This is a genomic window from Mucilaginibacter puniceus (assembly GCF_054783175.1).
Genome location: NZ_BAAGRB010000001.1, coordinates 817,003 through 842,787 on the forward strand (window position 1 = coordinate 817,003; position 25,785 = coordinate 842,787).

The window sequence follows — 25,785 nt, forward strand, 5'->3', positions numbered from 1 at the left end:
TTTAATAATGCGTATTGCAGCCTTTGGCTTTAGGTCAATTCCCCCAGCAAATGGAGCGGCCGGAGCTGATAAATTTGCTCTTGAACTATTTCCGCGACTGGTAAAAAGGGGCCACACCGTTACGGCTTATAATCGCAGGTATCCGGATGTTTTTGTAAATGTTACTGATTACAAAGGTGTAAAAATCAAGACATTTAAAACTACGTCTAAAAAAGGGTTTGACACCCTTTTGCATTCCTTAAAATGTACTTTTGATATTATTGTTAATAACACCGCCGATATTGTACATATACAAAACGGTGGCAATAGTATTTGGGCATTACCACTGCGTTTGTTTGGTAAAAAGGTATTTATAAGCCAGGATGGGGTTGATTGGAAACGAGATAAATGGGTATGGTATGCCAAATTGTATCTTAAGATATCGTCATTTATTACAGCTTACATACCTAACGAAGTAATATTTGATAATGTTATTGCCAAGAAGCTTTTTGAAAATAAATTTAATAAAACATTTAAATTTATCCCTTTTGGCAGTGAGGTTGAACCAAGCGATGCAGATACAAGTATTTTGCAAAAACTTGACCTTCAAAAAGGCGGTTATTATTTATTTGTAGGGCGATTTATTCCTGATAAGGGCTTGCATTATTTAATACCGGCATTTAAAAATGCGTGTACCGATAAAAAATTGGTTTTAATTGGCGGCTCACCTAACCCATCATCCTACGAAAAGCAAATAATGGATATGGCCAGTAACCAAGTGTTTTTTCCGGGATATGTTTATGGTGATGATGTGAATGTATTAATGTCTAACGCCTATTGCTATATTCAGCCATCAGATGTGGAGGGATTATCGCCGGTTGTATTAACTGTAATGGGTTTAAACGTGCCAATGATTGTAAGCGATATTGAAGAGAATGAGTATGCTGTTTTAAATACTGCGCGCAAATTTAAAAAAGGGAATATAGACTCGTTAACAGAGGAAATTAATTTTTGCGAGAATAATTACTCCGAAATGCTGAGCCTTGCTCAAATGGCCTACAAACGGGCCTTGAGTGCATTTAATTGGGAAACAGTGACGGATGAGCATGTTGAGGTTTTTTTAAATAGTTAAACAGTTTTTTTAAAAACTTCTATTAACTGTATGGCTGTTTTATGCCATGAATAATTAGTTAAACGTTGCTGTCCTTTATTAATCATTTCATTACGTAATTTTTCGTCATCTAAAACAGTCTTGATTTTTCTTGCCATATCGTCAATATCAAACGGATCAAAACTGACAACTGCATCGCCGCCAACCTCGGGCAAACAGGTGTTATTAGCTACCAAAACCGGTAAATTATAATTAAATGCTTCCAATATAGGTATACCAAATCCTTCATTTGTAGAAGGGAACACATACATTAAGGCATTTTGATAAATACTACTTAATTCGGCGTTACTCAAATGACCTGTAAGAACAACATCGTTTTGTAGGTTTGCATCGTTAATAGCACCTATAATTACCTCATAATCACTTTCGGCTTTACTTATCGCAACAGGGCCGGCTAGTACAAGTTTTAATTGCTGGTGTCCGTGGCTTTTCAATTTAGCGAATGCTTTAACTAACGCGGGAATATTTTTTCGTTTAAAAACAGCCCCTGTATGCAATATATAATTGCCGGTGCTTAATGAGTATTTTTCTAATATATTCTTGGAGTCATTGTTACCAGTTATATTATGAAAATTTTTGCCACCCGGAGATACAACTATTAGTTTGTTTTCAGGGATGCCCGTGTAGTAATGAAGTTGTTTTTTTGACCAAGGTGTTAGTGTAACTATAAAAGACGACCTTTTTGCAGCCGGAATAGCAGTGTGTAAATATAACCATAGCCATAATTTGCCATAATTTTGCGGTGATTCAAACAAAAAAGCGTCATGTATTGCTTGAACAGTTTTATATCCCAAGTGTATAAAGGGCACACATTCGTCAGCGCAAAAAACAACGTCGCTGCCTTTTAAAAATGCCTTAACTGGTAATATTACTTGTTTCCATACCTGGCCCCTTAAATATTCAAGCCATCTAAAAATTTTATTATTGCCGGTATAAATAGGCAAGTTGCTATCTAAAAAATAGAAATGAAATTCATTGCTGTTTATTTTTTTTAATTCATTGCATATTTCTTCAAGATAGGTGCGAGAGCCGGTTTGAGCTACACGCAAAAAACGGATATCAATTGCTATTTTTAAAGGCTTATGCATATTAATGATAGTTTTTTCTTTCTTCTTCAATCAAGACATCCAAAACATCAAAAAAGGATTTGTTATATTCCCAATTAAGTAAGGTTTTGGCTTTTTTATTATCTCCATACATATCATTAATATCAGTTGGCCTAAATAAGAGTGGGTCCTCGATTAATTTGTTTTTACTAATGCTTAAGTATTCAAAAACATAACTAATAATGTCTCTTAGATAAATTGATTTTCCTGAGCATATTAAATAATCTTCGGCTTTAGTTTGCTGTAATGATAACCACATAGCCCTTACATAATCAGGAGCAAAGCCAAAATCTCTTTTCACATCAATATTACCCACACTTAAAGATTCTGTTCTGTTGTTTTTTATATCTAATGAGGTTTTAATAACCTTTTTTACAAAATAATTTGAACCGCGTAAAAAAGATTCGTGGTTAAAAAGTATACCATTAACACAATGCACCCCGTATGATTCGCGGTAGTTTATTCCTATCCAATAACCAGAGGCTTTTGATATGGCATAAGGGCTTAAAGGGTGTAAAGGTGTGATCTCGCTAACAGGTAATGATGCTACCTGCCCAAACATTTCGCTGCTTGATGCCTGGTAAACTTTAGTATCAAGTGTTAACAGACGTATGCTTTCAAGTATATTAAGTACAGATTGCGTGTTATAGTTTATAGTGCCTATTGGTTGCTCAAATGACATACCAACCGAACTTTGTGCAGCTAAATTGTAAAACTCATCAGGTTTATATTTTAGTAATATTTTTATAATGCTCGAAAAATCTAACAGGTCGCATTCTTCGATAATAATTTTATGGTCAATCTTAAGATATTTTAAACCACTGTTATTAAAGTTGTTGTAGCTACGTGTTAATCCAACCACTTTATAGTTTTCATTAATTAGTAGTTGTGCAAGGTATGCACCATCTTGCCCTGTTATACCTGTAATAATTGCTGTTTTCATTAATTGCCTGTAATTTTATTTGCGTCTGAACGACTTTTAATAGCTTTTGCAGGTACACCACCCATTACCGTATTTTCAGGAAAGGATTTATTTACCACGCTTCCGGCAGCAACCACACATCCATCACCTAATGTAACCCCGGCTAAAATAGTGGTCCCGCCACCAATCCAGCAATTGTTGCCAACTTTAACCGCTTGTTTTATCACACCTTGATCTTTAATGTTCTTATTGGTATCGGCAAAGGCATGATTTTCTGAAAAAATTTGAACATTTGGCCCCATAATAACATCATCGCCAATGGTAATGCCACCTTGTCCGGCCAGGTATGCGCGGGCACTTATACCGGTACGGTTACCAATTATTATTCCAGTACCCTTTTGGGCTATCACACCAGTGCAAAATAATATAGAATCTCTGGCTATTGAAACATGATCGCCTAATATAATACCATTAAAGGACAAGGCATTTATACTTACATTGTCTTCCAATATTAAATTTTTTCCGGCTGATAGTTGATAACCGTGCCTTACTATAACATTTCTGCCTACAAACACCAGCCCAACCGATTGCTTTAAAAAAGGCTTCAATAACAAACCTCTTAAAACTTGTACAGATCTGTTTAGGCCAACACAAAGCATATCCCTGGTTGTGTAAGCCGATTCCCATTTATAATTAGGATCACTTTTGAGCTTTCTAATTATTTTCTCTATGACCATCGTATACGGATAATTGTTTGGTACTTGCTTGTGTAATTATACTAATTAATAAACCAGATAAAAACCAGTTCATATATGATAAATAAGTTGACGACTCAATTTCAGACGTTAGGCTGGATAAGAAAAGCCCGGTTTTTATCAATAAAACAGCCAAACAAACCTTTCTTTCTTTTCCTTTTAAATGTGGCAACCATTTTATGCTTGTTTTAAAAAACATAATAATTATTGACAGATATAAAATAGCGGCTATTATCCCAGCTTGCACAGCCAGTATAATATATTGATTTTCTCCCCCTGTATTCCCCCCCGCACTGGCACCTACTCTTCCTGATGTTCCTAAGCCTAAGCCAAATGGATTTTGGATTATTGCTGCCAGGCCCTCTGCCCACTGTGCTAAATGTCCCACGCTTGATGGATCACTAAAATCTATAGTATTAAGAACAAGTGACATGATATTGTTATTTGTTCTTTCAAATTGTACCAATAGATATATAATATACAGGCCTGCTATTGCAAAACTGGTATGAATAGTGTTAACTATCATTTTTTTATTGGTAATAAGTGCATACACATATAAAATGATGCAATAACTTACCATTGGCGCTCTTGAAAATGAAAGGATCATAGATATAACTGTAGCCCCCAGGGCAAGTATACTAAGGTTGCTAAAGGCAAATTTGTTATCATCCCTGGTATATAATCCTAAAATTATTGATAAAGCAAGTAAAGTAGCCCCAGCGTGTTCAAGCGGGCTGGTAAAAAAGCTTGGATAACGCATCAGGCCACTATCAGAATTGAACATGGCGCCTAAACCATAGTCACCACCAGTGTCAAGGTTTAAAAAATAATAGCTGTACTCAAAAAAACCCGATATGGTAGGCAGTGGGGTATGAGTAGCTGCTTCAATAAGTGTTACTGTAGCTGCTGCAATGGTTAATAATATTACATAGTTAAAATACTTATTTACATACACGGTTTTGGGATCAATAAACCGCCCGATAAAATAAACCAATACAAAAAATGAGGTGCTTTTTAAAGCCAATAAACGGTTAACAAGCCCCTGTTCGCCAATGGGTAATAACGCAAATAGCGTAAGATAAAGCAAAAATACAAGTATGATATAATCAATTAAATGAAATCTTGGCCTAACTCTTAAACTGAACAGGGTTGCACCCAGGGCAATAATGATTAATAGCTCTTTAAATGACTGTAAATACGGGATAAAGGTTTTTAATCCAAGATCAAAAGATACAGACATAGCTGTAAAATATACAGAGATGCCAAATATTATAAATGTGAGTATGCCATCATTTTTACCCTTATATATCTCTTTTAATGCGATATAAAAAGAAACTATGTAAAAGAGTGGAAATATGAATAACATGCTTATTGATACTTATAATTGTTATTTAGGCCAAATTAAGTTTTTAGGGGCAAAAAGCCCTTCCTTTACTCCTTTAAATAAAAATTGGGCTTTTTTATTACGTCCTTTTAATATAAAATAAATCCATAACGCTAAATAATATATGGCACTGGTTATAATATATACAGGATAATAAAATACGTTGCCATAGTTACGCAAAAACCATATACGGTTCCTGCTGATGTAGTAATGAATGACAGGACTTAAAAAGCCTTCTTTTGCCGGAGCGCCTACTTGTGCAGACACACCAGCTTCATGGTACATTTTACATGATGGCAAATAATGTACTTCATAGGTACGGTCTCTTAACCTGTAGGATAGCTCAACATCCTCATAGTATAAAAAAAACTCTTTGTTAAATAACCCTGTTTTTACCAGGGCCGAATTTCTTAAAAGCATACAGCAACCTGTTACCCATTGTGCAACTTCAAATTCGTCTGTAGCCTGTGGGATATTTTTACCGGTAAATGTTATGCCCAGCAACTGATTAAAACCACCTTTGCCGTTCCATATTTTAGTTTTATCATGCAGCCAAAATATGGCCGGCTGCACTGCAGCAGCTTCAGGGTGATTATTTAAATGATCGCTTAATTTAACAACTATATCTTCATCAACCAGGGTATCAGTATTTAATACTAATGAATAAGGATAATCATGGGCTATACTATATTCAATTCCCCTGTTGTTTCCTTCAGCAAAGCCAAGATTTTCGCCATTTTCAATATATATCAGATCGGGGTATTGAGCCTTGAGTATAGTTATTGAATTATCCGTTGACCCGTTATCAACCACAATGATATCAAAGTACTGCTCATTACAGTATTGCTGTAATGATGCAATGCAATTTGCGGTATGCACAGGCGTATTCCAGTTAAGTAATATAAGTGCAACCGGTTTAGGCATTTTGTTTATATGATTTTATAATAACATACTCATACATGGCCCATGCGCTTGCCTCAACAATAAGTGTAAAGATTGCAACAAGCAGGGTGTTTTTGCCAATGCCAACTAAAAGCAATGCCGTTAAGGGTGCTATAACAATTAAAATTATTGCAATTTTAAATATGGCAATATTGTTGTTTTTTAATAACATATCAAGCATGCTAAAAACATTTAATGCTGATATAACAGGTACAAATGCCATTATCCTTAATATCATCATTGCATTAGCATCATGTTTTGTTGATAGAGTATATATTATTAAATCAGCAAATATATATATTAAAATAGCCCCAATTAAAAATACACCTGCAAATAAGTATTTTGATTTTTTCCGGTAAGCATCCCAAAACGCTGTGTTTTGCTGATAAATTGTAGCTGCATGCGGATAAACCGCATTTACAACCAAATTAAGTAAATTTCTGCACTGCCCGATTATCCTATCGCTTAAAGCATAAGCACCCAGCAAAATTGAATCACTGTAATTTAATGCAAATATAATTATGGATTGCTGCAGATTAGCAGATAGGCTATTTACGGTAAGATAAAAATTATTCTTTCCTATTTTTATTATGTCGCTTTTTGCCGGAATGTGAAAGCGTAACTTATACCGGAAAGCAAAATATATTAATAAACCCGCATAAATAATAATATTACTTGTGCCTAAAATAAAATTAACCCAAGGCGCATCACCGGGGCCTTTTATGAAAAGCATTATAGCCAAAACCGCAGTTATATTTGCTGCCATATTACAAACATTAAAAGTTTTTATTTTTTCAATGCCTATATAAAAGCAAAGAGGATTAATTACTTCGGCTAAAACTATTGGAGTTGATAGCAAAATATAACTATAATCATCTATAGCTAACCAATATGAAACAATCATTCCGACCAGAAATAGAGAGAATATCAATAACCTGATAAATACTGTATTGTAAAATACAGCACTTAGTTTTTTTGAATCATTAAAATTAAAGGCTGTATCTCTTACACCTGACTGTACTGTGCCATAATTGATAATTCCGCCCGCAAGAATTGAAAATCTGTATGCGTTTGTAATTATGCCAAACCCTTCAAACCCAACTTTACCATTTATTAAACGTATGGTAATAAGTAGCAATAATATATTTGAAACCTGTATGCTGCTTAAATTGAAAAAATTCGACAGTATATTAGTCGACCTTAATTTATTTAGCGTTTTTTTTATACGTTGTTTCAAATTGGCTTTTTGTAAAGCCAAATTTAGCTTAATTGTAGACAAAATTGAGTAATAAGTATAATATAATTATCTTCGTAAACCAATTGAAAAATAAATGAATTATCTAAATCCTAATATTAAAGATCTTAAACAATTTGGAAAAGAAAAGCATGAAGAGTATGTAAATGCGAAGCCTTTTCCAAGTATTGTGTTAGATAATTTTTTTAACGAAGATTTTTTAAGCCAAATAGCTGACGAGTTTCCGGACCTTTCAAAACAGCAGGACGTTATAACTTATAACAATCAAAACGAAAAGAAATTTGAAGCCAAAGGCGAGAAATATTTTAGTGAAAAGACTAAAGCATTTGCTCATTTTCTGAACTCACAACCGGTGCTTGAATTTTTACAGGAACTTACCGGCATAAAGGAAAAATTAATATCCGATCCGTATTTTGTAGGCGGCGGTTATCATGAAATTAAACCGGGAGGCTTGTTAAAGGTACATGCTGATTTTAATAAGCATGATTATTTAAAATTGGACCGACGGATAAATCTATTAGTATATTTAAATAAAGATTGGGACGAAAGCTATGGTGGGCATTTTGAATTATGGGATAAAAAAATGACTAAAGCAGAAACTAAGGTTTTACCTATATTTAACCGGGTAGCCATATTTTCAACTACTGATTTTTCTTACCACGGACATCCTAACCCGCTTACCTGTCCTCCTGATCGCAGTCGTAAATCATTAGCGCTATATTATTACAGCAATGGCCGCCCCAAAAGCGAGATAAGCTACAAGCCACACAGTACCCTGTTTGTTAATCGTGCCGGCCTAAATGATGATGTTATAAAAGAGCCGATGACTGTAAGAGATTTTATATATGAAGTAACACCTCCTTTTTTACTTAAAGCAATAAAAAGAGTTGTAAAAGGAACCAATAAATGAACAATAATTCCATAATTGTTTTTGGAGCATCGGGTCAACTTGGGCACTGTATAAAAAGTGTGGCTGAACATAAGGGCGTAAATAACATTATTTTTCCAATCGAATCAGAAGCTAATATTTTAGATACAGATGTTTTGAACGAGGTGTTTGAAAAGTATAAACCTGCGTATGTAATTAACTGCGCAGCTTATACAGCTGTTGATGAAGCGGAAGAAGATTCTGATTTAGCGCACAGAGTTAATGTGATTGGTGCCGGAAATCTATCGCTGCAGTGCAAAAAGTATAAAGCCATTTTGATTCATATTTCAACTGATTTTGTTTTTAAAGGTGATAAAGCCACACCACGCGTTGAAACCGATGAAGCTAACCCTATAAGCATATATGGTCAAACTAAATTAGATGGCGAAAAAGCCATTGAGGCAATGTTCCCTAACTATTTTATCATTCGTACCGGATGGCTGTATTCTGAATATGGAAATAATTTTGTTAAAACCATGCTTAAGCTGGGCGCCGATAAAGATGAAGTTAAAATTATAGCCGACCAGGTAGGTACACCAACTTATGCCATTGATTTGGCCGCGTTTATTTTGCATATCATTGAAGTTAATAGCAAAGCGTACGGCACTTACCATTATAGTAATGAAGGGGTAGCCTCATGGTTTGATTTCGCACGTGCCATATTTGATATATCATCAACTGATGTTAAAACTATACCAATTCGTACAGATGAGTATCCGACAAAAGCAACGCGCCCTGCTTACTCTGTAATGGATAAAAGTAAAGCAAAGCAAACATTTAATATTGAAATACCTTATTGGAGAGATAGCCTGATAGCTTGTATCAAAAGATTACAACAATAACTACCATTATATGAAAGGAATTATTTTAGCCGGCGGCTCCGGTACCCGGTTATATCCAATAACCAGGGCAATAAGTAAGCAGTTAATGCCTATTTATGATAAGCCGATGATCTATTATCCACTATCGGTATTAATGTTAGCGGATATTAAGGATATATTGATAATTACCACGCCCGAGGATAATGATAGTTTTAAACGTTTATTGGGTGATGGTAAAGATATGGGTTGTAATTTTGAATACGCCATGCAGGAAAAGCCTAATGGATTAGCGCAGGCATTTGTTATTGGCGAAAAGTTTATTGGTGTCGACAAAGCGGCGCTTATTTTGGGCGATAATATATTTTATGGCAGCGGTTTTAGTAAACTCATACAAAGTTTTAATGATGTTGATGGTGCTGCAATATTTGCTTACCCAGTTGCCGACCCTGAACGGTATGGAGTAGTAGAGTTTGATGAAAATTTTAAAGCTTTATCTATTGAAGAAAAACCTAAGCATCCAAAATCAAACTTTGCAGTACCGGGATTATATTTTTATGATAATAATGTAATTGAAATAGCCAAAAATTTAAAACCATCGCCACGCGGTGAATATGAAATAACGGATATAAATAAGCATTATTTGGAGCAGAGTACTTTACAGGTTGGCGTAATGGATAGAGGAACGGCTTGGTTAGATACTGGTACTTTTGATTCTTTAAGTGATGCCAGCGAATTTGTGCGTGTTATTGAAAAACGCCAGGATACTAAAATTGGTTGTATTGAAGAAGTGGCTTATAACATGGGCTTTATCGACAAAAAGCAGCTAAAGGAGATTGCTCAGAAATATATTAAAAGCGGCTACGGCCAATATTTACTGAAGCTGTTGAAGTAGATATTCTAAAAGGTTTTGATAAAGATTTTCATTAGCCTCAAACCAGTGAAAATCTTTGTCTTTCCTGAACCAGGTCAATTGCCTTTTGGCAAAGCGGCGGGTGTTTTGTTTGATCTTTTCAATCGCAGTATCTAAACTAATATTTCCGTCTAAATAATCAAATATCTCGCTGTAACCTACGGTATTTAGCGCATTTAAATGGCGATAGGGAATAAGTGACCTTACTTCATCCAACAGTCCTTGCTCCACCATTACATCCACACGTTGGTTAATGCGACGATATAAAACCTCTCGGGGCATATCTAAGGCTATCTTAATGACATTAAAGGGCCTTTTATTAGTGTTAGCTACACGGTAGGATGAAAATGGCTTCCCGGTGCTTTCAAATACCTCTAATGCCCGTATTATGCGTTGCGGATTATGGATATCAACCTCTGCATAATAATCAGGGTCGGATTGCTTTAATTTTTCTTGCAGGTAGGTTATTCCTTTCTGTTCCAGTTCAAGGTTCAACTTTTCTCTAACACCTTTATCAGCAACCGGGATATTATCAAATCCCTCACAAATGGCTTTTATATAAAGCCCCGAGCCACCAACTAGTATAACAACGTTATGTGTTTTAAAAAGCTCTTCTAAGAGCTGCAACCCCTGTTTTTCAAAATCACCTACAGAGAATAGTTCGGTTATAGAATGTGAGTTGATAAAATAATGTTGTGCCGCAGCTAATTCTTCTGTAGTTGGTTTTGCTGTGCCAATAGACATCTCCCTATAAAACTGGCGCGAATCGGCAGATAAAATAGCCGTTTTAAAATGTTGCGCTAATTGGATAGCCGCCGCTGTTTTACCAATAGCGGTAGGTCCTGCAATGACTACAAGGGTTTTAGGAGAGTTCATGGTTTATGGATGATAGTTCATAGCTATTGTTGGGCATTTAAAAATACTAAATACCATGAACTATGAACCATCAACTATAACCTAATTAATAATCGTCATGCGATTTGCTATCGTCTTCAAAGTTTTCGTCATCGGCAAACTCGCTTCCAAATTCGTCCTCTTCTTCAGCATCGTCGGGCGAATCGGCAACTACTTCTCCGCTTTCATCTACTTCCGAAAACTCGTCTGCATCGTCATGGTTATAAGCCATTTCATTCAAAAAATCAAAATCATCATCACCTGCTGCAGCAGGTAAGTCGGTTGGTATAACACCCGGTATAATTTGCCTTGGTGCTTCGCCTACTGATTTTATCACTGCCGGATAAGTAACGCCGGGGGTTTCGTCCAGTATAATTTTCATTAATTCTACATGAAAATCATAAGGGCGGTCAAAATTAAAGGTGTAATAAAATTTTTGATGCGGATCATCAATAAAGCTGCTTAGCTTTACTTTTTCCATTAATGACACACCGCGGTCTATCCTGCGTTGATTAGGCAAGTAAGTAATTTCTTCACCTTTTATCCATTGATCATTGCTTATATAAAATGAGGAAGGAAATTCAGGGTTATACCCGGTCGACTGGTGAATCGCTTTATGCAGATCAAGGAATGTTTGATTTGATTTAATATCAATATCCCTGCTTACTTCATCATAATCTTCAAAGGTGACTTTAAACCTGTATAGTGCCATTGTTTATTTATAGAATTGTAAAAATATAAGTTTTAATTTAATTTCTGTTCGCCACAACTTTTAAGCCAATTTCTTCACCTTTTAAAATTGTGTAGTTTATTGCCGCTTCGCGTGAGTTGGGTATCTCGCCTTCAAGTATAGCTTCGCGTATTTGGTTTTTAATGATGCCTACCTCACGGCCCTCTTTTATACCAAATAATTCCATTATATCAGTACCGGTTATAGGGGGCTGCCAGTTACGTATGCTATCGCGCTCCTCAACATCTTTTAATTTTTGCTGAACAGATTCAAAATTATTACGGTACTTTTTAACCTTGTACTCGTTTTTTGTGGTGATGTCTGCTTTACACAACAGCATTAATCCTTCAATGTCATCGCCCGCTTCAAATAGCAACCTGCGCACGGCCGAATCAGTCACAATAGATTGCGATAACACAATAGGGCGCAGGTGCAATTGTACCAGCTTTTGTACCTGCTTCATTTTCTCGTTAAGCGGTAGTTTTAGCTGCGCAAATATTTTAGGGACCATACGTGCGCCGCGGTCCTCGTGGCCATGAAACGTCCAGCCGTGGCCGGGTTCAAAGCGTTTGGTGGCGGGTTTGGCAATATCATGCAATATAGCGGCCCAGCGTAACCAAAGGTCGTCGGTAGTTTCGCAAATATTATCTAATACCTGCAGGGTATGGTAAAAGTTGTCTTTATGCCCCTTGCCATCAATATAGTCAACGCCGAAAAGCGCCGTCATTTGCGGGAATATTTTATGCAATAAACCCGTATCAAACAAATAATTAAAGCCGATGGATGGTAAAGGCGATAAGATGATCTTATTCAACTCATCCGTAACCCGCTCCTGCGATACGATGCTGATGCGGTCAACATTATTTTTGATGGCATCAACGGCTACCTGATCGATCTTGAAATTTAATTGGGTAGCAAAGCGTATCGCACGCATCATCCTTAAAGGATCATCCGAAAAAGTCTCCACCGGGTTAAGCGGTGTGCGTATCAGTTTTTGCTCCAGGTCATTTATGCCGTTAAACGGATCTAATAACTCACCAAAACTATCGGGGTGTAAAGATATAGCCAGCGCGTTAATGGTAAAATCGCGGCGTTTTTGGTCATCTTCTAAAGTGCCATTCTCAACAATAGGCTTACGTGAATCTAACCGGTACGATTCTTTACGTGCACCCACAAATTCAATCTCCAGATCCTGGTATTTTAACGATGCTGTACCAAAGTTTTTAAATACAGCTAACTTTACTTTTAATTCGGCTGCAACAGTTTCTGCAAAGGTAATGCCATTGCCTATTACCACAATATCAATATCTTTTGAAGGACGTTTTAAAAAAATATCACGCACAAAACCGCCAATAGCATAGGCGTGCAAGTTTTGCTTACCCGCCAATTGCGATATAACGGTAAATACCCTATGTTTTAGATGCGCTTTCAAATTATCTTCTTATAAATTCAAACCTGCCATCAGGCGATAGTTTCATGATGGTTGATGGGTTTTTTATTTCCATACTGTGTTGGTCCAGATCAACTACATAATCAACACCGTTAATTATTTCCTGGTCTATCTGGCTAAAATATTGTGGCGATGGTTTGCCGCTTACATTGGCCGATGTAGATACCAGTGGCTTGCGCATTCGCTGTATTAACTGCTGGCAAAACGGGTGCGATGATATACGTATACCCACGCTGCCATCCTCGCTTATTATCGCTGGCGATAGATTTTTAGCACCAGGCATAATTAGAGTTAACGGGTTTTCAGCAAACTCAATAAGGTCATAAGCCAGATCGGGTACTTCGTTGATATAGCTTGGCAGTTTGGCATCAGTATCCAATAATATCAGCATACTTTTTGCTTCACTGCGTTGTTTAAGCTGGTATATTTTTTTAATAGCCTCGGTATTTGTCGCATCGCAACCTATACCCCAAATGGTATCGGTAGGATAGAGGATAATGCCGCCTTCCTGTACTATTTTAAAAGCCTTAGCTACTTCGTCTTTAAGCATGATTTAAATATAAGCTTACCGCGTTAATTATTTGTAGTTCATCTAATAGTTTCATGCACTTAGGCATGCCATATAATAAGCAAGTGTTTTTAACACAAGGTTCGCATTCTAACCGCCCTGCACGTATCACGGTTAAGTGATCTTTGTTATAGGGTGCTGTATTATGTTCGTTTCCGGCTCCAAACAAGGCTATGGTAGGTGTGCCTACGCTATTAGCCAAATGCGCCGGACCCGAATCTGTGGTTAGCACAACTTGTGATTCGGCCATTAAATTCGCCAGGCCAACAAGGTTAGTTTTACCCGCATGGTTTTCAACTTGGCTGGCATTATCAGCATTTACAACAAACTGATCAACATGCGCTATATCTTTAGGTCCGCCGATAAATGCAAAGGTAATACCCGGAAAAGCATTAATAAGCGCATTGGTCAAAATAATACCCTTACCCGGCGGCATTCTCCGTGATTCGGCTTCCGAATTGAAATTTACAAGTACCCGTTTACTGTTTTTTTCAGCTACATTGCCTGCATTTAATTTTACTTGTCTGTTGATAATAACCTTACCCGTAAACTGCTCTAATAGCGCAATATATTCATCCGTTCGGTGCATATTGGCTGGTCTTTTACAGGCTTTGGTTAGCAAAAAAAAGCCGCCCTCTTTACCAAAGCCAACACGCTTTTTTGCCCGGGTTGCCCAGCCCATGGTTGCTGCCGAAATAGAATCGGGCAGGGAAAAAAACAGGTCGTATTTATAATTGCGCAAATTTTTGCCAAAACGGTAAGCACCACCTAAACCCGGAAACTCTTGTTTTGAAAATGAATGAATTTGATTTAAACCGGAAATTAAAGCCGCGATGCCACTCAACTCTTTTTTGATAATGACATCAACCAAGGCATCAGGATAAAGCTGCTTAACCGCCGCGATGAAAGCCGTACTCATAACTACATCGCCAAGCCAGTTAGGCAGCCTTATCAGTATCTTCATGTTTTTATGATTAAAGATTGAAGAATAAAGATTAAAGATAGTTGGTGTGGTTATTCAGCAACTATCTTCAAGCTCTAATCTTTATTCTTTATACCGCCACATTATTTTCTCTCAACGCGTCGTTTAATGACGTTTTTTTGTCGGTTGATTCTTTACGTTTACCAATAATCAAGGCGCATGGTACCTGGTAATCTCCTGCAGGGAAAGATTTGGTATATGAACCCGGTATAACTACCGACCGTGCCGGCACAAAGCTTTTATATTCAACAGGCGATTCGCCGGTAACATCAATAATTTTTGTTGACGCGGTTAATACTACATTCGCACCTAAAACGGCTTCTCTTTCTACGTGTACACCCTCAACTACAATAGCACGTGAGCCTAAAAAGCAGTTGTCTTCAATAATTACCGGGGCAGCTTGCACGGGTTCTAAAACACCCCCAATACCAACACCGCCGCTTAAGTGCACATGCTTGCCAATTTGCGCGCATGAGCCTACAGTGGCCCAGGTATCAACCATGGTACCTTCATCCACATAAGCACCAATGTTTACGTACGATGGCATCATGATAACACCTTTGGCTAAATGAGCGCCATAACGGGCAGTTGCCAATGGCACTACACGTACTCCCGCTTCTTTAAAATCAGTTTTTAGTTTCATTTTATCATGAAACACAAAAGGGCCAACTTCAATTTCTTCCATCTGGCGGATAGGGAAATATAATATGACCGCTTTTTTGATCCAGTCGTTAGTATGCCAGCGGGTACCAATCAGTTCGGCCACACGCATTTCGCCTTTATCTAAACGTTCAATAACGGTTTCAACAGCGTTTATATATTCTTTATATTCTAATAGTTTCCTGTCTTCCCAGGCATCCTCAATTAATTTTTTAAGATCTTGCATCGGTAATTTTAAACTTTTGGCAAATTAAAGGATTTTTGAGCAATTTTGTTTGCTTTTTAGACAATCATCAATTGAGACACATAATCAAACTATACCTGACCTTGTTTTTTATTTGCCTAATATTTGCTGCAAATGCTCAAAGTACCGATGAGTATTGGGTGAAATGGGATAAAAATTACACTTTGGTAGATATTGATGATATATTAAAATTTGAACACATGTACGCGGATAGTGTTGAAAAGCATAAGCGTATTGCATCCTATTATTTTAGACGGGATGGTTATAGATTCAAAGCAACATTTTTAGGCGAGATAAAGCCTATTAATAAAGATGTAATAAACTCTATAAAAAGAATTTTTAAGCTTACTGGTACAGAACCTGATTTGATTGATCAAATATGTAATACCGCTGTATTAATGAAAGCAGGAAATGAACAAATATGGATGCCTATACAAACACAGATATTAGAAGCTTTTAAGGAAGAGGTCGTAAAAGGAAATGAAATAACATTGTATTGTTTATATCTAAATGAACATACCAGTAAGAATGTATTATATAATAATTTTGTGATCTCTGAATTTATTAAGGAGTGATTTATATTATGCCCGAAAAAGAAAAACTCCGTATAGATAAATATTTATGGTCCATCAGGCTGTTTAAAACCCGTACGCTGGCATCTGATGCCTGCAAGGCTGGACGTGTAAAGCTGGATGGCAATAACATCAAACCATCGCACGAGGTTAAAATAGACGAGGTGTACCAGGTATCCAAAGGCCCTGACCGTAAAGTAATACGCGTAACCGGATTATTGGAGAGCCGCACTGATGCCAAAACAGCCGTAGGATTTTATGAAGATATTACCCCGGTTGAACAAACCCCGGCATTTAAATCCATGTTCCATGCCCCGGTACTAAAACGCGACCGCGGCACCGGCCGCCCCACCAAGCGCGACAGGCGCGAGATTGATGATCTGCAGGATGGGTTTTTTGTGAAGGATGAAGAAAAGTCTGAACCATGATTTTTAGGATTTGATGATTAGCATGATTAGAAAAGGAAATCCTAAAATCTTATAATCATGCGAATCCTGGTTCAGACAATTAATATTCCTTCCTTCCCTCAAACTCGCTCCAAAGTTTAAAAGCATTCATGGCTTCATCACGCATGATCTGAACTATGGGCAGTTTGCGCTTATTCATGGGTTTATCCAGTTCCTCGTAAATAAAGGCATCGTCAAAACCAATGGCAGCGGCATCAGCTTTGGTATTGGCGTAATGTATCTTGTCAATGCGTGCCCAGTATATGGCACCCAGGCACATGGGGCAGGGTTCGCAACTGGCATATATTTCGCAGCCCGACAGATCAAAAGTATTTAACTCCTGACAGGCCAGGCGTATAGCCAATACTTCGGCGTGGGCGGTAGGATCATTACTGGGTACTACTTTATTGGCGCTGCGGGCAAGCACCATCCCATCCTTAACTATAACGGCACCAAACGGGCCGCCTTGTCCCAGGGTTACATTATTTTCGGCCAGTTCAATAGCCATCCGCATAAAAGCCTCGTGTTTCATATATTCCACCCTAAAAAGAAAAACCTCAGCATTGAGCTAAGGTTTTCTAATATACAATTATAACGGGCAACTGCATCCCGATAGCTATCGGGATGCATCTGCATATCCGCACATTTTATTTTCTCTCTTTCGCGTAAGCGTCGTTCAATTTTTTTAACACATCAGCAGTTACATCTAACGAAGGATCGCCGTATAATACGGTTGGGTTAGCTTTTGAATAGGTTAATACCATTTTATAGCCTTTTTCTTTAGCATAGGTTTTAGCAAAATCAGCAATTTTATCATACAATTTACCGTTTTCGGTAGCCTGGCTGTTTTGAAATTCGGCAGTAGCATTTTGCTGATAGGTTTGTAATGATTGCTGCTCATTTTGTAAGCGAGCTTCCGTTTTCTGGCGCTGATCGGCGGTTAACGTACCCATGTTTCTTTGATATTCGGCTACCTCACGTTGAAATGACTGTCCCCTTGATTCAATATCTTTCTGAGCTGTTTTACCTTTTGTCTCTAAGCGTTTAGCTATATCCTTAGCATACTCATAATTTGTTAATAAAGTATCAGAGTTTACATACACTATCGCTTCTTTATCAGCCGACGGCGGAGTAGTTGATGTAGTGGTTTCGGCAGATTTATTTTTGCTACAGGCAGCTATGCTTCCGGCAATTAATAAACCCAATGTAATTTTTGTAAAAAAAGAAGCAGTAGTTTTCATTTTAAAAGGTTGTTTTTTGTTTTAAAGAGGCTTTTTTTAGCTCTGTATTTGATTTATAATTATTGATTTTCCTTTAACAATAGTAGCAGGAATTTTTGATATTTTAACTTAAAAAAATTTCACAAATATAAACTTTAGCAATCACTATCCTAATCATTAAGTATAGATGTATTAACACGGTCATATTTATCCACATTGCGCGGTTATTTAAGGTATAATATGTACTTTCGGAGGTTATTTTTTAAACCCAAATATGAGCGAAGAAAATCAGGACAAATCAAATTATTCAGCAGATAATATACAGGTTTTAGAAGGCTTAGAGGCGGTGCGTAAGCGCCCATCCATGTATATTGGCGATACCGGTTTTAAAGGCTTACACCATTTAGTATATGAGGTAGTTGACAACTCAATAGATGAGGCATTAGCCGGGCACTGCGATACCATAAATGTTACCATACATAAAAGCAACGCCATAACAGTTGTTGATAATGGCCGGGGTATACCAACAGGTATTACTACTAAAGAGAAAGTATCAGCCCTACAAATTGTAATGACGGTATTACATGCCGGTGGTAAGTTTGATAAAGATACTTACAAAGTATCGGGTGGTTTACATGGTGTGGGTGTAAGTTGCGTTAACGCGCTATCTATCCACATGAAAACCGTTGTTGAGCGCGAAGGCAAAATATTTACGCAGGAATATGAAAAAGGTAAGCCTTTGTTTGAGGTAAAGGAGATTGGAACGTCAGACCGTACAGGTACTACTCAAACCTTCCAGCCCGATCCGGAAATATTTACTTTAACTACCGAGTATAAGTTTGAAACCTTAGCCGGCCGTTTACGCGAACTGGCTTACCTGAATAAAGGGATACGCCTAACCTTAACAGATGAACGCGAGACTAACGATGACGGTTCTTTCTTATCAGAAGAGTTTTATTCTATCGGTGGCTTAAGCGAGTTTGTTAAATATTTAGATGGTACCCGTACTTCTATCATCCCCGAGCCAATTTACCTGGATGGAATAAAACAAGGTATACCTGTTGAGCTTGCACTGCAATATAATGATACCTATAGCGAGAATGTTTACTCGTACGTAAATAACATCAACACTATTGAGGGCGGTACACACGTTGCCGGTTTCCGCAGGGGGTTAACCCGTACTTTAAAAAGCTATGCTGATAAAGAAGGCTTGTTAAAGAATATGAAGATAGAGATTACCGGTGATGACTTCCGCGAGGGGTTAACTGCTATTATCTCAGTAAAAGTACAGGAACCGCAGTTTGAGGGCCAAACCAAATCTAAGTTAGGTAATAACGAGGTGATGGGTGCGGTAGATATGGCCGTAGGCGAGATTTTAGGCAACTACCTGGAAGAACATCCAAAAGAAGCCAAAATGATCGTAAATAAGGTTATTTTAGCTGCTACGGCCCGTGCCGCTGCCCGCAAGGCACGCGAAATGGTGCAACGTAAAAGCGTTATGGGTGGCTCGGGTTTACCGGGTAAACTATCTGATTGCGCAAACAGTGATCCGGCATTATGCGAATTATATCTTGTCGAGGGAGACTCGGCGGGTGGTACTGCCAAACAGGGTCGCGACCGTGAATACCAGGCTATATTACCGTTAAGGGGTAAAATTCTTAACGTGGAGAAAGCCATGGAACATAAGATATATGAGAACGAGGAGATAAAAAACATGTTTACCGGCCTGGGCGTAAGCCGCGGTACACCTGAAGATGATAAAGCTTTAAATTTAAGCAAGCTTCGTTATCATAAAATTGTGATCATGACGGATGCGGATGTGGATGGATCGCACATTACTACGCTGATATTAACTTTCTTCTTCCGTTATATGAAGGAGCTGATTGAAGCGGGATATGTGTATATCGCATCGCCGCCATTATACCAGGTTAAAAAAGGTAAGGATTTTGAATATTGCTGGAATGATGCACAGCGTGATGCCGCTATACAAAAACTAAAAGGTGCAGGTAGGGAAGATAGTGTACATGTACAACGTTACAAAGGTTTGGGCGAGATGAACGCCGAGCAGTTATGGGAAACTACCATGAACCCATCAACCCGTACGTTGAAAAAAGCCAGCATTGAAAACGCCGCTGAGTGCGACCATACCTTTAGTATGCTAATGGGCGATGAGGTTGCCCCGCGCCGTGCATTTATAGAGAAGAATGCGAAGTATGCCAAGATAGATACATAGCCAATTCGGAATACAAGCAAAAGTATAAAGCCGCTCATTGAGCGGCTTTATTTGTTTGAGTTAGGTGGTGTTTTAGAAAAATTATATATTTAAAACTAAATAGTCTTATCACTCTATTCACATGTCTAAAAAGTTATTCATCCTTTTATTTGCCTTTATAATTTACAGTCGCGTTAATGCGCAGGAGCAATTTATAATTTATAATAACGACGCCGAAAGGCTTGCTTTGAAATCGGTTAATAGCCCTGCCGATTGTATAAAGACGGCCATGCTTGCGGATGTTAGCAGCGATGCGGCTAATAAAATTATAAATAATTTGGATAATGCCCTGAACACCCTGGGGCAGGAATTGGGTAATATTAAGCAGGCTGATAAAAGGCTGAAAGCAATAACAGATAAGTTAACAGCGGTTTATTTGAAAAATTATGATAACAGCGCGACCTTTAGCGGTATGTTTGTTAACGGTAATTATCGGGATGTTGAGGCTTCTGTTTTATACGCGTATGCATTAGAGCAATATAAAATTCCGTACCAGATAAAAACGACGGAGACCTATATTTATGTGGTTGCCTACCCCGACACATATAATATCACATTAGAAACAACAGATCCTAAATTGCAATATGTTGCTGTGACCGACCAGGGTAAGCAAAGTATTGTAAACCTGTTGGTTAAATTTAAATACCTTAATGAAGATGATGTTAATAACGTTGGCGCTCAGCAAGCATACAACGATTTCTTTTATAATAAGGAAAGCATGGTGCTATCGCTAAAAGAAGCGACAGGGCTTTTGTATTACAACAAAGCCACCGATAACCTGGATGCAGAAAAATATGAACGTGCTTATTCAAACATACTGAAAGCCCAGATATTATACCCGGCAAAAAGAGTAGAGTTTTTAAGAAAAATAATATTAAGTGACTTGATAGGAACCTTAAAATTTAATGAGCTGCGCGATTGGGCCGCGATAGCTAATGCAACCACCTACCCGGGGGTTGATGACAAAGCAAAGGAGTATTTAAAAAATCAATTTGATAATATAGTACAAAATAAATTGTGGAAAGAAGGGCGTAAGGAAACGGTTGACCAGGTATACAATTTATTAGCGCGAAGCTTAAAAGATACCACCTTAAGAAATGATCTTGATGAATTTTACTATACTGAAGTTGGTCGCTATAATATAGTTGCAAATAACTACATCGAGGGATTGGACTATTTAAGCAAAGCCATTGCTAAAAACCCTAATAATGTTGTAGTCAAGTCAATGATAATAAATGTTATTGGTCAAAAATTATTAAATCAAGGCATTGGCTCGATAAATAATATTTCCATTCTTGATAAATACTCAAAGCAATTTTCATTTTTTGCAGCAGACCCAACTGTTCATTCTAGTTACATCTATAATTATTCATATCTAAGCTATTATGCTTTTGAAAAAGAAGATAAAGTGAACGGCGAAAAATATCTTCAGTTAATGCGGACAAAATTAGATAATGCGAAGCCCGAAGTAATAAAAAACGAACAACAAATAGGAAACGTTTTTGGAAAAGCAAGCGAGTATTATTATCGTACACAAGGCAAACAAAAAGCCCTGCAAATTTTAAATGCCGGCATCAAATATGCACCTAATAACGAAACGTTGGCCCGGAAAATTAAGGTAATTGTCGATAGCAATAAAAAGCGATAACATTTATGTACAATATTAGAATTATAATAAAAAGGCTCAATCACTAATGATTGAGCCTTTTGTTATTTAGCACCCTTTTTCCGCGCAGCGAAGAGAGGGTCGACGAGTGAAACGATGTCGGGTGAGTCAGAATATTGTTATTATTTTGGAATATCCTGAAATTCAAGTAACCCAAAGCGGTTTGGCTGATGCACATCCAACCTGGCATCATAAATAGGGAATAGTGTTGCTGTAGATCGGAACCGGTCATCAACAGCATTTCTATCCTGGCGCACTGCCTGGAACGCCCATTTTGAACCGGCTCGTGGTCGTTGAAAATTGCCTAATGCCGAGAAGGGTATAGACATTTCCAGGGTCCAGCCTTTGTCGGTATCCTTATCATCGTTTATAGTGCCATCTGTAGTGAAAGCAACTTTATAATTTTCGGCATTGTATTGTTTTACAAAAATGTTTTGTTTGTTAACATATTGCCAAAACATTATATAATCATACATGGCTTTATTAATGTTTACCTCAAAACCAAAATGCATATTCAAGCTATCGGGCACGGGCAGAACGAAAAATTCTGCACAATCATCCAGGTAGGGCCGGGCATCAGGCTGCGTTTCGCGAAAGGTTAATGATTTGTCTTCGGCTGCGTAAAACAGATACATATTGGTATTGTCCCACATCATCTTGAATTTGGTTTTTTGTTGATCAATAGGTTTGCCATCGCTCCGGTAAAAATAATCGAACGATACTTCTTGGGCATTTGCCCATGCTGCTTCGTCCATTTTGCCATCTATGGTAATAGCTTCCGTAGTCTTAGCTACCTTATATAGTGGCTGCTCACCTATAACTAATTTTTTTTGCGCATAGGTAATAACGCTTACAGCGATGCAGGTAAGTGTTAAGGTCAGTTTTTTGATCATGGGTTATAATTTGGTCTCACTAAAAGTAGCTAAAATACTTGCAATAATGATTGCAACATTCCTGTTAGAAAAAATTATATACATAATTTTCTTATGTATATAAAAATATTATATATTTGTTGCATGAGTACAAACCCAATGCTAAAAGGCACCCTACAAACTATAATTTTAAAGTTGCTGGAAGATAACCGCGAAATGTACGGATATGAGATTACCCAAAAGGTAAAAGAGGTTTCGGGCGGTGGTATAGTGCTTACCGAAGGGGCATTATATCCTGCGCTACATAAATTAGAGGCCGAAGGTATGTTAGAAACCTATACCCAGGTAATTGATAACCGGGTACGTAAATATTATAAGCTGACCGAGCAGGGTGGAAAAGAAGTAACCAGTAAGCTCAAAGAAGCGGGCGAGTTTATTGAGCAACTGCAGGCGTTGCTAAGCCTTAAACCTATACTGAAATAAAATAATTATTAAATATTTTTTGCTAAGATATAAGATAAACGTAGAGAGAAATAAATTTATTTCTCTCTACGTTTACGTTTATCAGTATAATAGACTGTATATACCTAAATAATAGTAGCAATTAAGTAGCAAATATTTACCAGGTATTTTCAAAATCTGCCGGTATGTATTTATGATTTCTTATACTAAAAACGGAAGCCAGTTGCTTTCTTTTTAATAAAAGGGTGTCATTCTTTTTGACAATTTTGGATAACCATGAAAATGGTAAAACTATTAAAAAAAAGATAGCAGTAAGTAGTATCCTCGTGTTAATCCATCCCAATACCACACTAATCTTAAGCCATAAATTTAAAATTAAAGATTCTAACGGTTTTATAAATAGAAAACAAAATCCTAATATCAAAGAGGCATACAACAAATAGTTTACTTTAAAAATCAAATAGAATACTGCAAAGCCCCAGACTATTACCAGTGATGTTTTTGTACTTTCTTTTATATTGCTCATACTACTAAAATAAGGCATAAATAAAAGGGGCCAGGGCAGAACTTCCTCCTATAACTATAAGTAAGCCTAATAAAAGTAAAGCTATTATTACAGGAGCCAACCACCATTTACCGCGTTGCTTAACGAAATTAAATAAATCTTTTAAAAAGTCCATTTTTTATATTAGTAAAAATTATATTAATCTATTACGAATTCTTCTTTCCAATTATCTTTTTCTTTCCATTCAGGCTGAGTTGTTTTTTCAAAGAAAAAATTACCTACAACCAAATAATCCATCTCTGTCCGCATAAAGCAACGATAGGCATCTTCAGGAGTACATACAATTGGTTCGCCCCGGACGTTAAAACTTGTGTTAACTAATATTCCATGTCCTGTAATGCCTTTAAATTCATTAAGCAAAGTCCAAAATGGAAGATTTGTTTGTTTATTTACGGTTTGTATCCTTGCAGAATAATCAATATGGGTGATTGCCGGTAACTCTGAACGTTCATAATATAGTTTTTCCTTTAATGGTAATTGATGATAGTTATCTGGCACAGGTTTTCTGATACTTTCTACTACCGGTTTTACTAAAAGCATATATGAAGAAGATGAATCGATCTCAAAATATTTACTCGCATCTTCAGATAGAACGGAAGGTGCAAAGGGCCTGAAAGATTCTCTGTATTTGATCTTAAGATTTAATTTTTTTTGCATTTGTTCATTCCTTGCGTCCCCCAGTATACTTCTTGCACCTAAAGCCCGTGGGCCAAATTCCATGCGACCTTGAACCCATCCAATAACCGCACCATCTGCTATACAGCTCGCAGTTTTTCTTGCCAAATCTTCAAAATTTGGAAAGTATTCATATGATGCATTATATTTTGCTATTAAATGTTCAACATCAATTTCTGAAAATTTTGAACCCAAATAGGAGCCTTTAAGCGCATCCAATTCGTAATTGATAATTCGATCTTTCTCAAAATAAATATAATATGCAGCTAATGCAGCGCCTAATGCTCCTCCCGCGTCTCCAGCTGCAGGTTGAATAAAAATTTCTTTGAAAAGCTTTTCATCCAACAGCTTCCCATTTGAAACACAGTTTAGTGCAACTCCACCGGCCATACATAAATAATCCGAATTAGTAAGTCGCTTAGCCTCTTTGGCCATATTTACAACTACTTCTTCTGTAATTGCCTGTATGGCTAAACCAAGATTACAATGTTGCTGTGTTAGTTCAGTTTCCGAATCTCTTTTTGGAAAACCAAACAGCTCATGCCATTTTTTTTCTTTAACCATTTTTAATCCGGTAGCATAATCAAAATAGGTTTGGTTTAACCAGATAGAACCGTCGTCCTTTATCTCAATTAATTCTTTTTTTATTAACTTGATAAAATCTTGAACTTCTTCGCTTTTAGGATCTCCATATGGAGCTAATCCCATCAACTTGTATTCTCCGGAATTTACCTTAAAACCTAAATAATAAGTAAAAGCCGAATAAAGAAGCCCCAAAGAATGGGGGAACTTTAATTCTTTTAAGATTGAGATATCCTTTCCTTTTCCGTGGCAAATAGAAGCTGTTGCCCATTCACCAACCCCATCAATTGTGAGAATAGCAGCATCCTCGAATTTTGAAGGATAAAAAGCGCTCGCCGCATGCGAAAGGTGATGTTCAGGAAAAAGCAATTTGGTTTTACTTTTTTTAAAATCCTGTATCTTGCCTAACTCGCTATATATTAATCTTTTTAGAAATAGTTTTTCATTCAACCAAACAGGCATAGCCTTCATAAAGGAGGTTAAACCCCGTGGAACAAATGCATAATATGTTTCTAACAGCCTTTCAAATTTCAATAATGGTTTATCGTAAAAAACTATTGCATCTAACTGATCTAAGGTTAATCCGGCATATTCCAGACAAAATTTTATAGAATTAGACGGGAATGCAGGATCGTGTTTAATTCTCGTAAATCTTTCTTCTTGTGCTGCTGCAATAATTTCTCCATTTTTCAAAATTGCTGCAGCGGAGTCGTGATAAAAAGCAGAAATGCCTAAAATATTCATTAAATGTA

27 protein-coding genes are annotated in these 25,785 nt (G+C 37.1%); 9 read left to right on the plus strand and 18 right to left on the minus strand.

All coding sequences use genetic code 11. The features are described 5' to 3' along the window. The first annotated feature begins 7 nt into the window (after positions 1-7). The gene (locus ACYVJ6_RS03865; RefSeq protein ID WP_460692709.1) at positions 8-1,111 is read left to right on the plus strand and encodes a glycosyltransferase family 4 protein; all 1,104 of its coding nucleotides are present in this window, start codon (positions 8-10) and stop codon (positions 1,109-1,111) included. Here ACYVJ6_RS03865 and ACYVJ6_RS03870 read toward each other — a convergent pair. The 6 genes from ACYVJ6_RS03870 to ACYVJ6_RS03895 are packed head-to-tail and all read right to left on the minus strand — an operon-like array spanning position 1,108 to position 7,496. Beyond that, positions 1,108-2,238, minus strand: coding sequence for a glycosyltransferase family 4 protein (locus tag ACYVJ6_RS03870; protein WP_460692710.1), 1,131 nt, complete (start codon positions 2,236-2,238; stop codon positions 1,108-1,110). The genes ACYVJ6_RS03865 and ACYVJ6_RS03870 overlap by 4 nt on opposite strands. 1 nt (position 2,239) lies before the next feature. Beyond that, complete coding sequence (locus tag ACYVJ6_RS03875) at positions 2,240-3,199, minus strand: GDP-mannose 4,6-dehydratase (protein WP_460692711.1); 960 nt, start codon at positions 3,197-3,199, stop codon at positions 2,240-2,242. Then, entirely contained in the window at positions 3,199-3,915 is a 717-nt protein-coding gene (locus ACYVJ6_RS03880; RefSeq protein WP_460692712.1) for an acyltransferase, read from the minus strand. Before ACYVJ6_RS03880 ends, ACYVJ6_RS03875 begins: the two co-directional genes overlap by 1 nt. Further along, positions 3,893-5,299 (minus strand): O-antigen ligase family protein, encoded by a 1,407-nt coding sequence (locus ACYVJ6_RS03885; RefSeq protein WP_460692713.1) that lies wholly within the window; start codon positions 5,297-5,299, stop codon positions 3,893-3,895. The genes ACYVJ6_RS03880 and ACYVJ6_RS03885 overlap by 23 nt, the downstream gene beginning before the upstream one ends. 21 nt (positions 5,300-5,320) lie before the next feature. Continuing rightward, positions 5,321-6,241 carry a glycosyltransferase family 2 protein gene (locus tag ACYVJ6_RS03890; protein WP_460692714.1) on the minus strand — a complete coding sequence of 307 codons (921 nt, stop codon included), beginning with the start codon at positions 6,239-6,241 and terminating at the stop codon, positions 5,321-5,323. After that, positions 6,234-7,496 carry an oligosaccharide flippase family protein gene (locus tag ACYVJ6_RS03895; protein ID WP_460692715.1) on the minus strand — a complete coding sequence of 421 codons (1,263 nt, stop codon included), beginning with the start codon at positions 7,494-7,496 and terminating at the stop codon, positions 6,234-6,236. The genes ACYVJ6_RS03890 and ACYVJ6_RS03895 overlap by 8 nt, the downstream gene beginning before the upstream one ends. A gap of 94 nt (positions 7,497-7,590) precedes the next feature. On the opposite strand from ACYVJ6_RS03895, the gene ACYVJ6_RS03900 reads away from it, so the two are divergent. From ACYVJ6_RS03900 to rfbA, 3 genes are read left to right on the plus strand one after another with little or no spacing between them, the layout of a single operon-like run. Continuing rightward, positions 7,591-8,424: a 2OG-Fe(II) oxygenase gene (locus ACYVJ6_RS03900; RefSeq protein ID WP_460692716.1), complete on the plus strand. Its 834-nt coding sequence runs from the start codon at positions 7,591-7,593 to the stop codon at positions 8,422-8,424. Then, complete coding sequence (gene rfbD, locus ACYVJ6_RS03905; RefSeq protein ID WP_460692717.1) at positions 8,421-9,284, plus strand: dTDP-4-dehydrorhamnose reductase; 864 nt, start codon at positions 8,421-8,423, stop codon at positions 9,282-9,284. Before ACYVJ6_RS03900 ends, rfbD begins: the two co-directional genes overlap by 4 nt. A 10-nt stretch (positions 9,285-9,294) precedes the next feature. After that, positions 9,295-10,155, plus strand: coding sequence for a glucose-1-phosphate thymidylyltransferase RfbA (gene rfbA / locus ACYVJ6_RS03910; protein WP_460692718.1), 861 nt, complete (start codon positions 9,295-9,297; stop codon positions 10,153-10,155). On the opposite strand, the gene miaA is transcribed toward rfbA, so the two are convergent. The 6 genes from miaA to ACYVJ6_RS03940 all read right to left on the minus strand — a co-directional run bounded on the left by miaA (position 10,135) and on the right by ACYVJ6_RS03940 (position 15,683). After that, positions 10,135-11,049: a tRNA (adenosine(37)-N6)-dimethylallyltransferase MiaA gene (gene miaA, locus ACYVJ6_RS03915; RefSeq protein WP_460692719.1), complete on the minus strand. Its 915-nt coding sequence runs from the start codon at positions 11,047-11,049 to the stop codon at positions 10,135-10,137. The genes rfbA and miaA overlap by 21 nt on opposite strands. A gap of 85 nt (positions 11,050-11,134) precedes the next feature. Then, entirely contained in the window at positions 11,135-11,779 is a 645-nt protein-coding gene (locus ACYVJ6_RS03920) for an IS1096 element passenger TnpR family protein (RefSeq protein ID WP_460692720.1), read from the minus strand. Positions 11,780-11,816: 37 nt separating this feature from the next. After that, positions 11,817-13,229 carry a CCA tRNA nucleotidyltransferase gene (locus ACYVJ6_RS03925; protein ID WP_460692721.1) on the minus strand — a complete coding sequence of 471 codons (1,413 nt, stop codon included), beginning with the start codon at positions 13,227-13,229 and terminating at the stop codon, positions 11,817-11,819. Between the two features lies 1 nt (position 13,230). Further along, entirely contained in the window at positions 13,231-13,797 is a 567-nt protein-coding gene (locus ACYVJ6_RS03930; RefSeq protein ID WP_460692722.1) for an L-threonylcarbamoyladenylate synthase, read from the minus strand. Beyond that, complete coding sequence (locus ACYVJ6_RS03935) at positions 13,790-14,779, minus strand: glycosyltransferase family 9 protein (RefSeq protein WP_460692723.1); 990 nt, start codon at positions 14,777-14,779, stop codon at positions 13,790-13,792. The genes ACYVJ6_RS03930 and ACYVJ6_RS03935 overlap by 8 nt, the downstream gene beginning before the upstream one ends. Positions 14,780-14,867: 88 nt before the next feature. Further along, positions 14,868-15,683 (minus strand): 2,3,4,5-tetrahydropyridine-2,6-dicarboxylate N-succinyltransferase, encoded by an 816-nt coding sequence (locus tag ACYVJ6_RS03940; protein WP_460692724.1) that lies wholly within the window; start codon positions 15,681-15,683, stop codon positions 14,868-14,870. Between the two features lie 71 nt (positions 15,684-15,754). On the opposite strand from ACYVJ6_RS03940, the gene ACYVJ6_RS03945 reads away from it, so the two are divergent. Both ACYVJ6_RS03945 and ACYVJ6_RS03950 read left to right on the plus strand, forming a co-directional pair. Further along, positions 15,755-16,276, plus strand: a complete 522-nt coding sequence (locus ACYVJ6_RS03945; RefSeq protein ID WP_460692725.1) for a hypothetical protein — start codon at positions 15,755-15,757, stop codon at positions 16,274-16,276. Between the two features lie 8 nt (positions 16,277-16,284). Beyond that, positions 16,285-16,701 (plus strand): RNA-binding S4 domain-containing protein, encoded by a 417-nt coding sequence (locus ACYVJ6_RS03950; RefSeq protein ID WP_460692726.1) that lies wholly within the window; start codon positions 16,285-16,287, stop codon positions 16,699-16,701. A gap of 79 nt (positions 16,702-16,780) precedes the next feature. Here the strand turns inward: ACYVJ6_RS03950 and ACYVJ6_RS03955 are convergent, their stop codons facing one another. Together ACYVJ6_RS03955 and ACYVJ6_RS03960 are read right to left on the minus strand one after the other, a co-directional pair. Further along, the gene (locus ACYVJ6_RS03955; protein ID WP_460692727.1) at positions 16,781-17,251 is read right to left on the minus strand and encodes a nucleoside deaminase; all 471 of its coding nucleotides are present in this window, start codon (positions 17,249-17,251) and stop codon (positions 16,781-16,783) included. Positions 17,252-17,366: 115 nt separating this feature from the next. Further along, entirely contained in the window at positions 17,367-17,960 is a 594-nt protein-coding gene (locus ACYVJ6_RS03960; RefSeq protein ID WP_460692728.1) for an OmpH/Skp family outer membrane protein, read from the minus strand. A 253-nt stretch (positions 17,961-18,213) separates the two neighbouring features. On the opposite strand from ACYVJ6_RS03960, the gene gyrB reads away from it, so the two are divergent. Both gyrB and ACYVJ6_RS03970 read left to right on the plus strand, forming a co-directional pair. Beyond that, the gene (gene gyrB, locus ACYVJ6_RS03965; RefSeq protein WP_460692729.1) at positions 18,214-20,172 is read left to right on the plus strand and encodes a DNA topoisomerase (ATP-hydrolyzing) subunit B; all 1,959 of its coding nucleotides are present in this window, start codon (positions 18,214-18,216) and stop codon (positions 20,170-20,172) included. 121 nt (positions 20,173-20,293) lie between these two features. Next, positions 20,294-21,859, plus strand: coding sequence for a hypothetical protein (locus ACYVJ6_RS03970; RefSeq protein WP_460692730.1), 1,566 nt, complete (start codon positions 20,294-20,296; stop codon positions 21,857-21,859). A 140-nt stretch (positions 21,860-21,999) separates the two neighbouring features. Here the strand turns inward: ACYVJ6_RS03970 and ACYVJ6_RS03975 are convergent, their stop codons facing one another. Beyond that, complete coding sequence (locus ACYVJ6_RS03975) at positions 22,000-22,770, minus strand: carbohydrate-binding family 9-like protein (protein WP_460692731.1); 771 nt, start codon at positions 22,768-22,770, stop codon at positions 22,000-22,002. Between the two features lie 123 nt (positions 22,771-22,893). Here ACYVJ6_RS03975 and ACYVJ6_RS03980 point away from each other — a divergent pair, with 123 nt between their 5' ends. Continuing rightward, positions 22,894-23,232, plus strand: coding sequence for a PadR family transcriptional regulator (locus tag ACYVJ6_RS03980; RefSeq protein ID WP_460692732.1), 339 nt, complete (start codon positions 22,894-22,896; stop codon positions 23,230-23,232). Positions 23,233-23,368: 136 nt separating this feature from the next. On the opposite strand, the gene ACYVJ6_RS03985 is transcribed toward ACYVJ6_RS03980, so the two are convergent. Genes ACYVJ6_RS03985 through ACYVJ6_RS03995 form a run of 3 tightly spaced genes read right to left on the minus strand, consistent with a single transcriptional unit; the run spans position 23,369 to position 25,777 of the window. Further along, entirely contained in the window at positions 23,369-23,737 is a 369-nt protein-coding gene (locus tag ACYVJ6_RS03985) for a hypothetical protein (RefSeq protein ID WP_460692733.1), read from the minus strand. A 4-nt stretch (positions 23,738-23,741) separates the two neighbouring features. Next, the gene (locus ACYVJ6_RS03990; RefSeq protein WP_460692734.1) at positions 23,742-23,891 is read right to left on the minus strand and encodes a DUF5989 family protein; all 150 of its coding nucleotides are present in this window, start codon (positions 23,889-23,891) and stop codon (positions 23,742-23,744) included. Positions 23,892-23,914: 23 nt separating this feature from the next. Next, entirely contained in the window at positions 23,915-25,777 is a 1,863-nt protein-coding gene (locus tag ACYVJ6_RS03995; RefSeq protein ID WP_460692735.1) for a carbamoyltransferase family protein, read from the minus strand. Between the last annotated feature and the right edge of the window lie 8 nt (positions 25,778-25,785).

What these genes read in the sequence shown, in the direction of transcription:
- ACYVJ6_RS03980 (WP_460692732.1), top strand. Translation starts at nt 22,894, where the DNA reads ATGAGTACAAACCCAATGCTAAAAGGCACCCTACAAACTATAATTTTA.
- ACYVJ6_RS03960 (WP_460692728.1), bottom strand. Translation starts at nt 17,960, where the DNA reads ATGAAAACTACTGCTTCTTTTTTTACAAAAATTACATTGGGTTTATTA.
- ACYVJ6_RS03970 (WP_460692730.1), top strand. Translation starts at nt 20,294, where the DNA reads ATGTCTAAAAAGTTATTCATCCTTTTATTTGCCTTTATAATTTACAGT.
- ACYVJ6_RS03940 (WP_460692724.1), bottom strand. Translation starts at nt 15,683, where the DNA reads ATGCAAGATCTTAAAAAATTAATTGAGGATGCCTGGGAAGACAGGAAA.
- miaA (WP_460692719.1), bottom strand. Translation starts at nt 11,049, where the DNA reads ATGAACTCTCCTAAAACCCTTGTAGTCATTGCAGGACCTACCGCTATT.
- ACYVJ6_RS03990 (WP_460692734.1), bottom strand. Translation starts at nt 23,891, where the DNA reads ATGGACTTTTTAAAAGATTTATTTAATTTCGTTAAGCAACGCGGTAAA.
- ACYVJ6_RS03885 (WP_460692713.1), bottom strand. Translation starts at nt 5,299, where the DNA reads ATGTTATTCATATTTCCACTCTTTTACATAGTTTCTTTTTATATCGCA.
- ACYVJ6_RS03900 (WP_460692716.1), top strand. Translation starts at nt 7,591, where the DNA reads ATGAATTATCTAAATCCTAATATTAAAGATCTTAAACAATTTGGAAAA.
- ACYVJ6_RS03995 (WP_460692735.1), bottom strand. Translation starts at nt 25,777, where the DNA reads ATGAATATTTTAGGCATTTCTGCTTTTTATCACGACTCCGCTGCAGCA.
- gyrB (WP_460692729.1), top strand. Translation starts at nt 18,214, where the DNA reads ATGAGCGAAGAAAATCAGGACAAATCAAATTATTCAGCAGATAATATA.
- ACYVJ6_RS03865 (WP_460692709.1), top strand. Translation starts at nt 8, where the DNA reads ATGCGTATTGCAGCCTTTGGCTTTAGGTCAATTCCCCCAGCAAATGGA.
- rfbD (WP_460692717.1), top strand. Translation starts at nt 8,421, where the DNA reads ATGAACAATAATTCCATAATTGTTTTTGGAGCATCGGGTCAACTTGGG.
- ACYVJ6_RS03985 (WP_460692733.1), bottom strand. Translation starts at nt 23,737, where the DNA reads ATGAGCAATATAAAAGAAAGTACAAAAACATCACTGGTAATAGTCTGG.
- ACYVJ6_RS03870 (WP_460692710.1), bottom strand. Translation starts at nt 2,238, where the DNA reads ATGCATAAGCCTTTAAAAATAGCAATTGATATCCGTTTTTTGCGTGTA.
- ACYVJ6_RS03955 (WP_460692727.1), bottom strand. Translation starts at nt 17,251, where the DNA reads ATGAAACACGAGGCTTTTATGCGGATGGCTATTGAACTGGCCGAAAAT.
- ACYVJ6_RS03920 (WP_460692720.1), bottom strand. Translation starts at nt 11,779, where the DNA reads ATGGCACTATACAGGTTTAAAGTCACCTTTGAAGATTATGATGAAGTA.
- ACYVJ6_RS03930 (WP_460692722.1), bottom strand. Translation starts at nt 13,797, where the DNA reads ATGCTTAAAGACGAAGTAGCTAAGGCTTTTAAAATAGTACAGGAAGGC.
- ACYVJ6_RS03880 (WP_460692712.1), bottom strand. Translation starts at nt 3,915, where the DNA reads ATGGTCATAGAGAAAATAATTAGAAAGCTCAAAAGTGATCCTAATTAT.
- ACYVJ6_RS03950 (WP_460692726.1), top strand. Translation starts at nt 16,285, where the DNA reads ATGCCCGAAAAAGAAAAACTCCGTATAGATAAATATTTATGGTCCATC.
- ACYVJ6_RS03975 (WP_460692731.1), bottom strand. Translation starts at nt 22,770, where the DNA reads ATGATCAAAAAACTGACCTTAACACTTACCTGCATCGCTGTAAGCGTT.
- ACYVJ6_RS03890 (WP_460692714.1), bottom strand. Translation starts at nt 6,241, where the DNA reads ATGCCTAAACCGGTTGCACTTATATTACTTAACTGGAATACGCCTGTG.
- ACYVJ6_RS03935 (WP_460692723.1), bottom strand. Translation starts at nt 14,779, where the DNA reads ATGAAGATACTGATAAGGCTGCCTAACTGGCTTGGCGATGTAGTTATG.
- ACYVJ6_RS03875 (WP_460692711.1), bottom strand. Translation starts at nt 3,199, where the DNA reads ATGAAAACAGCAATTATTACAGGTATAACAGGGCAAGATGGTGCATAC.
- rfbA (WP_460692718.1), top strand. Translation starts at nt 9,295, where the DNA reads ATGAAAGGAATTATTTTAGCCGGCGGCTCCGGTACCCGGTTATATCCA.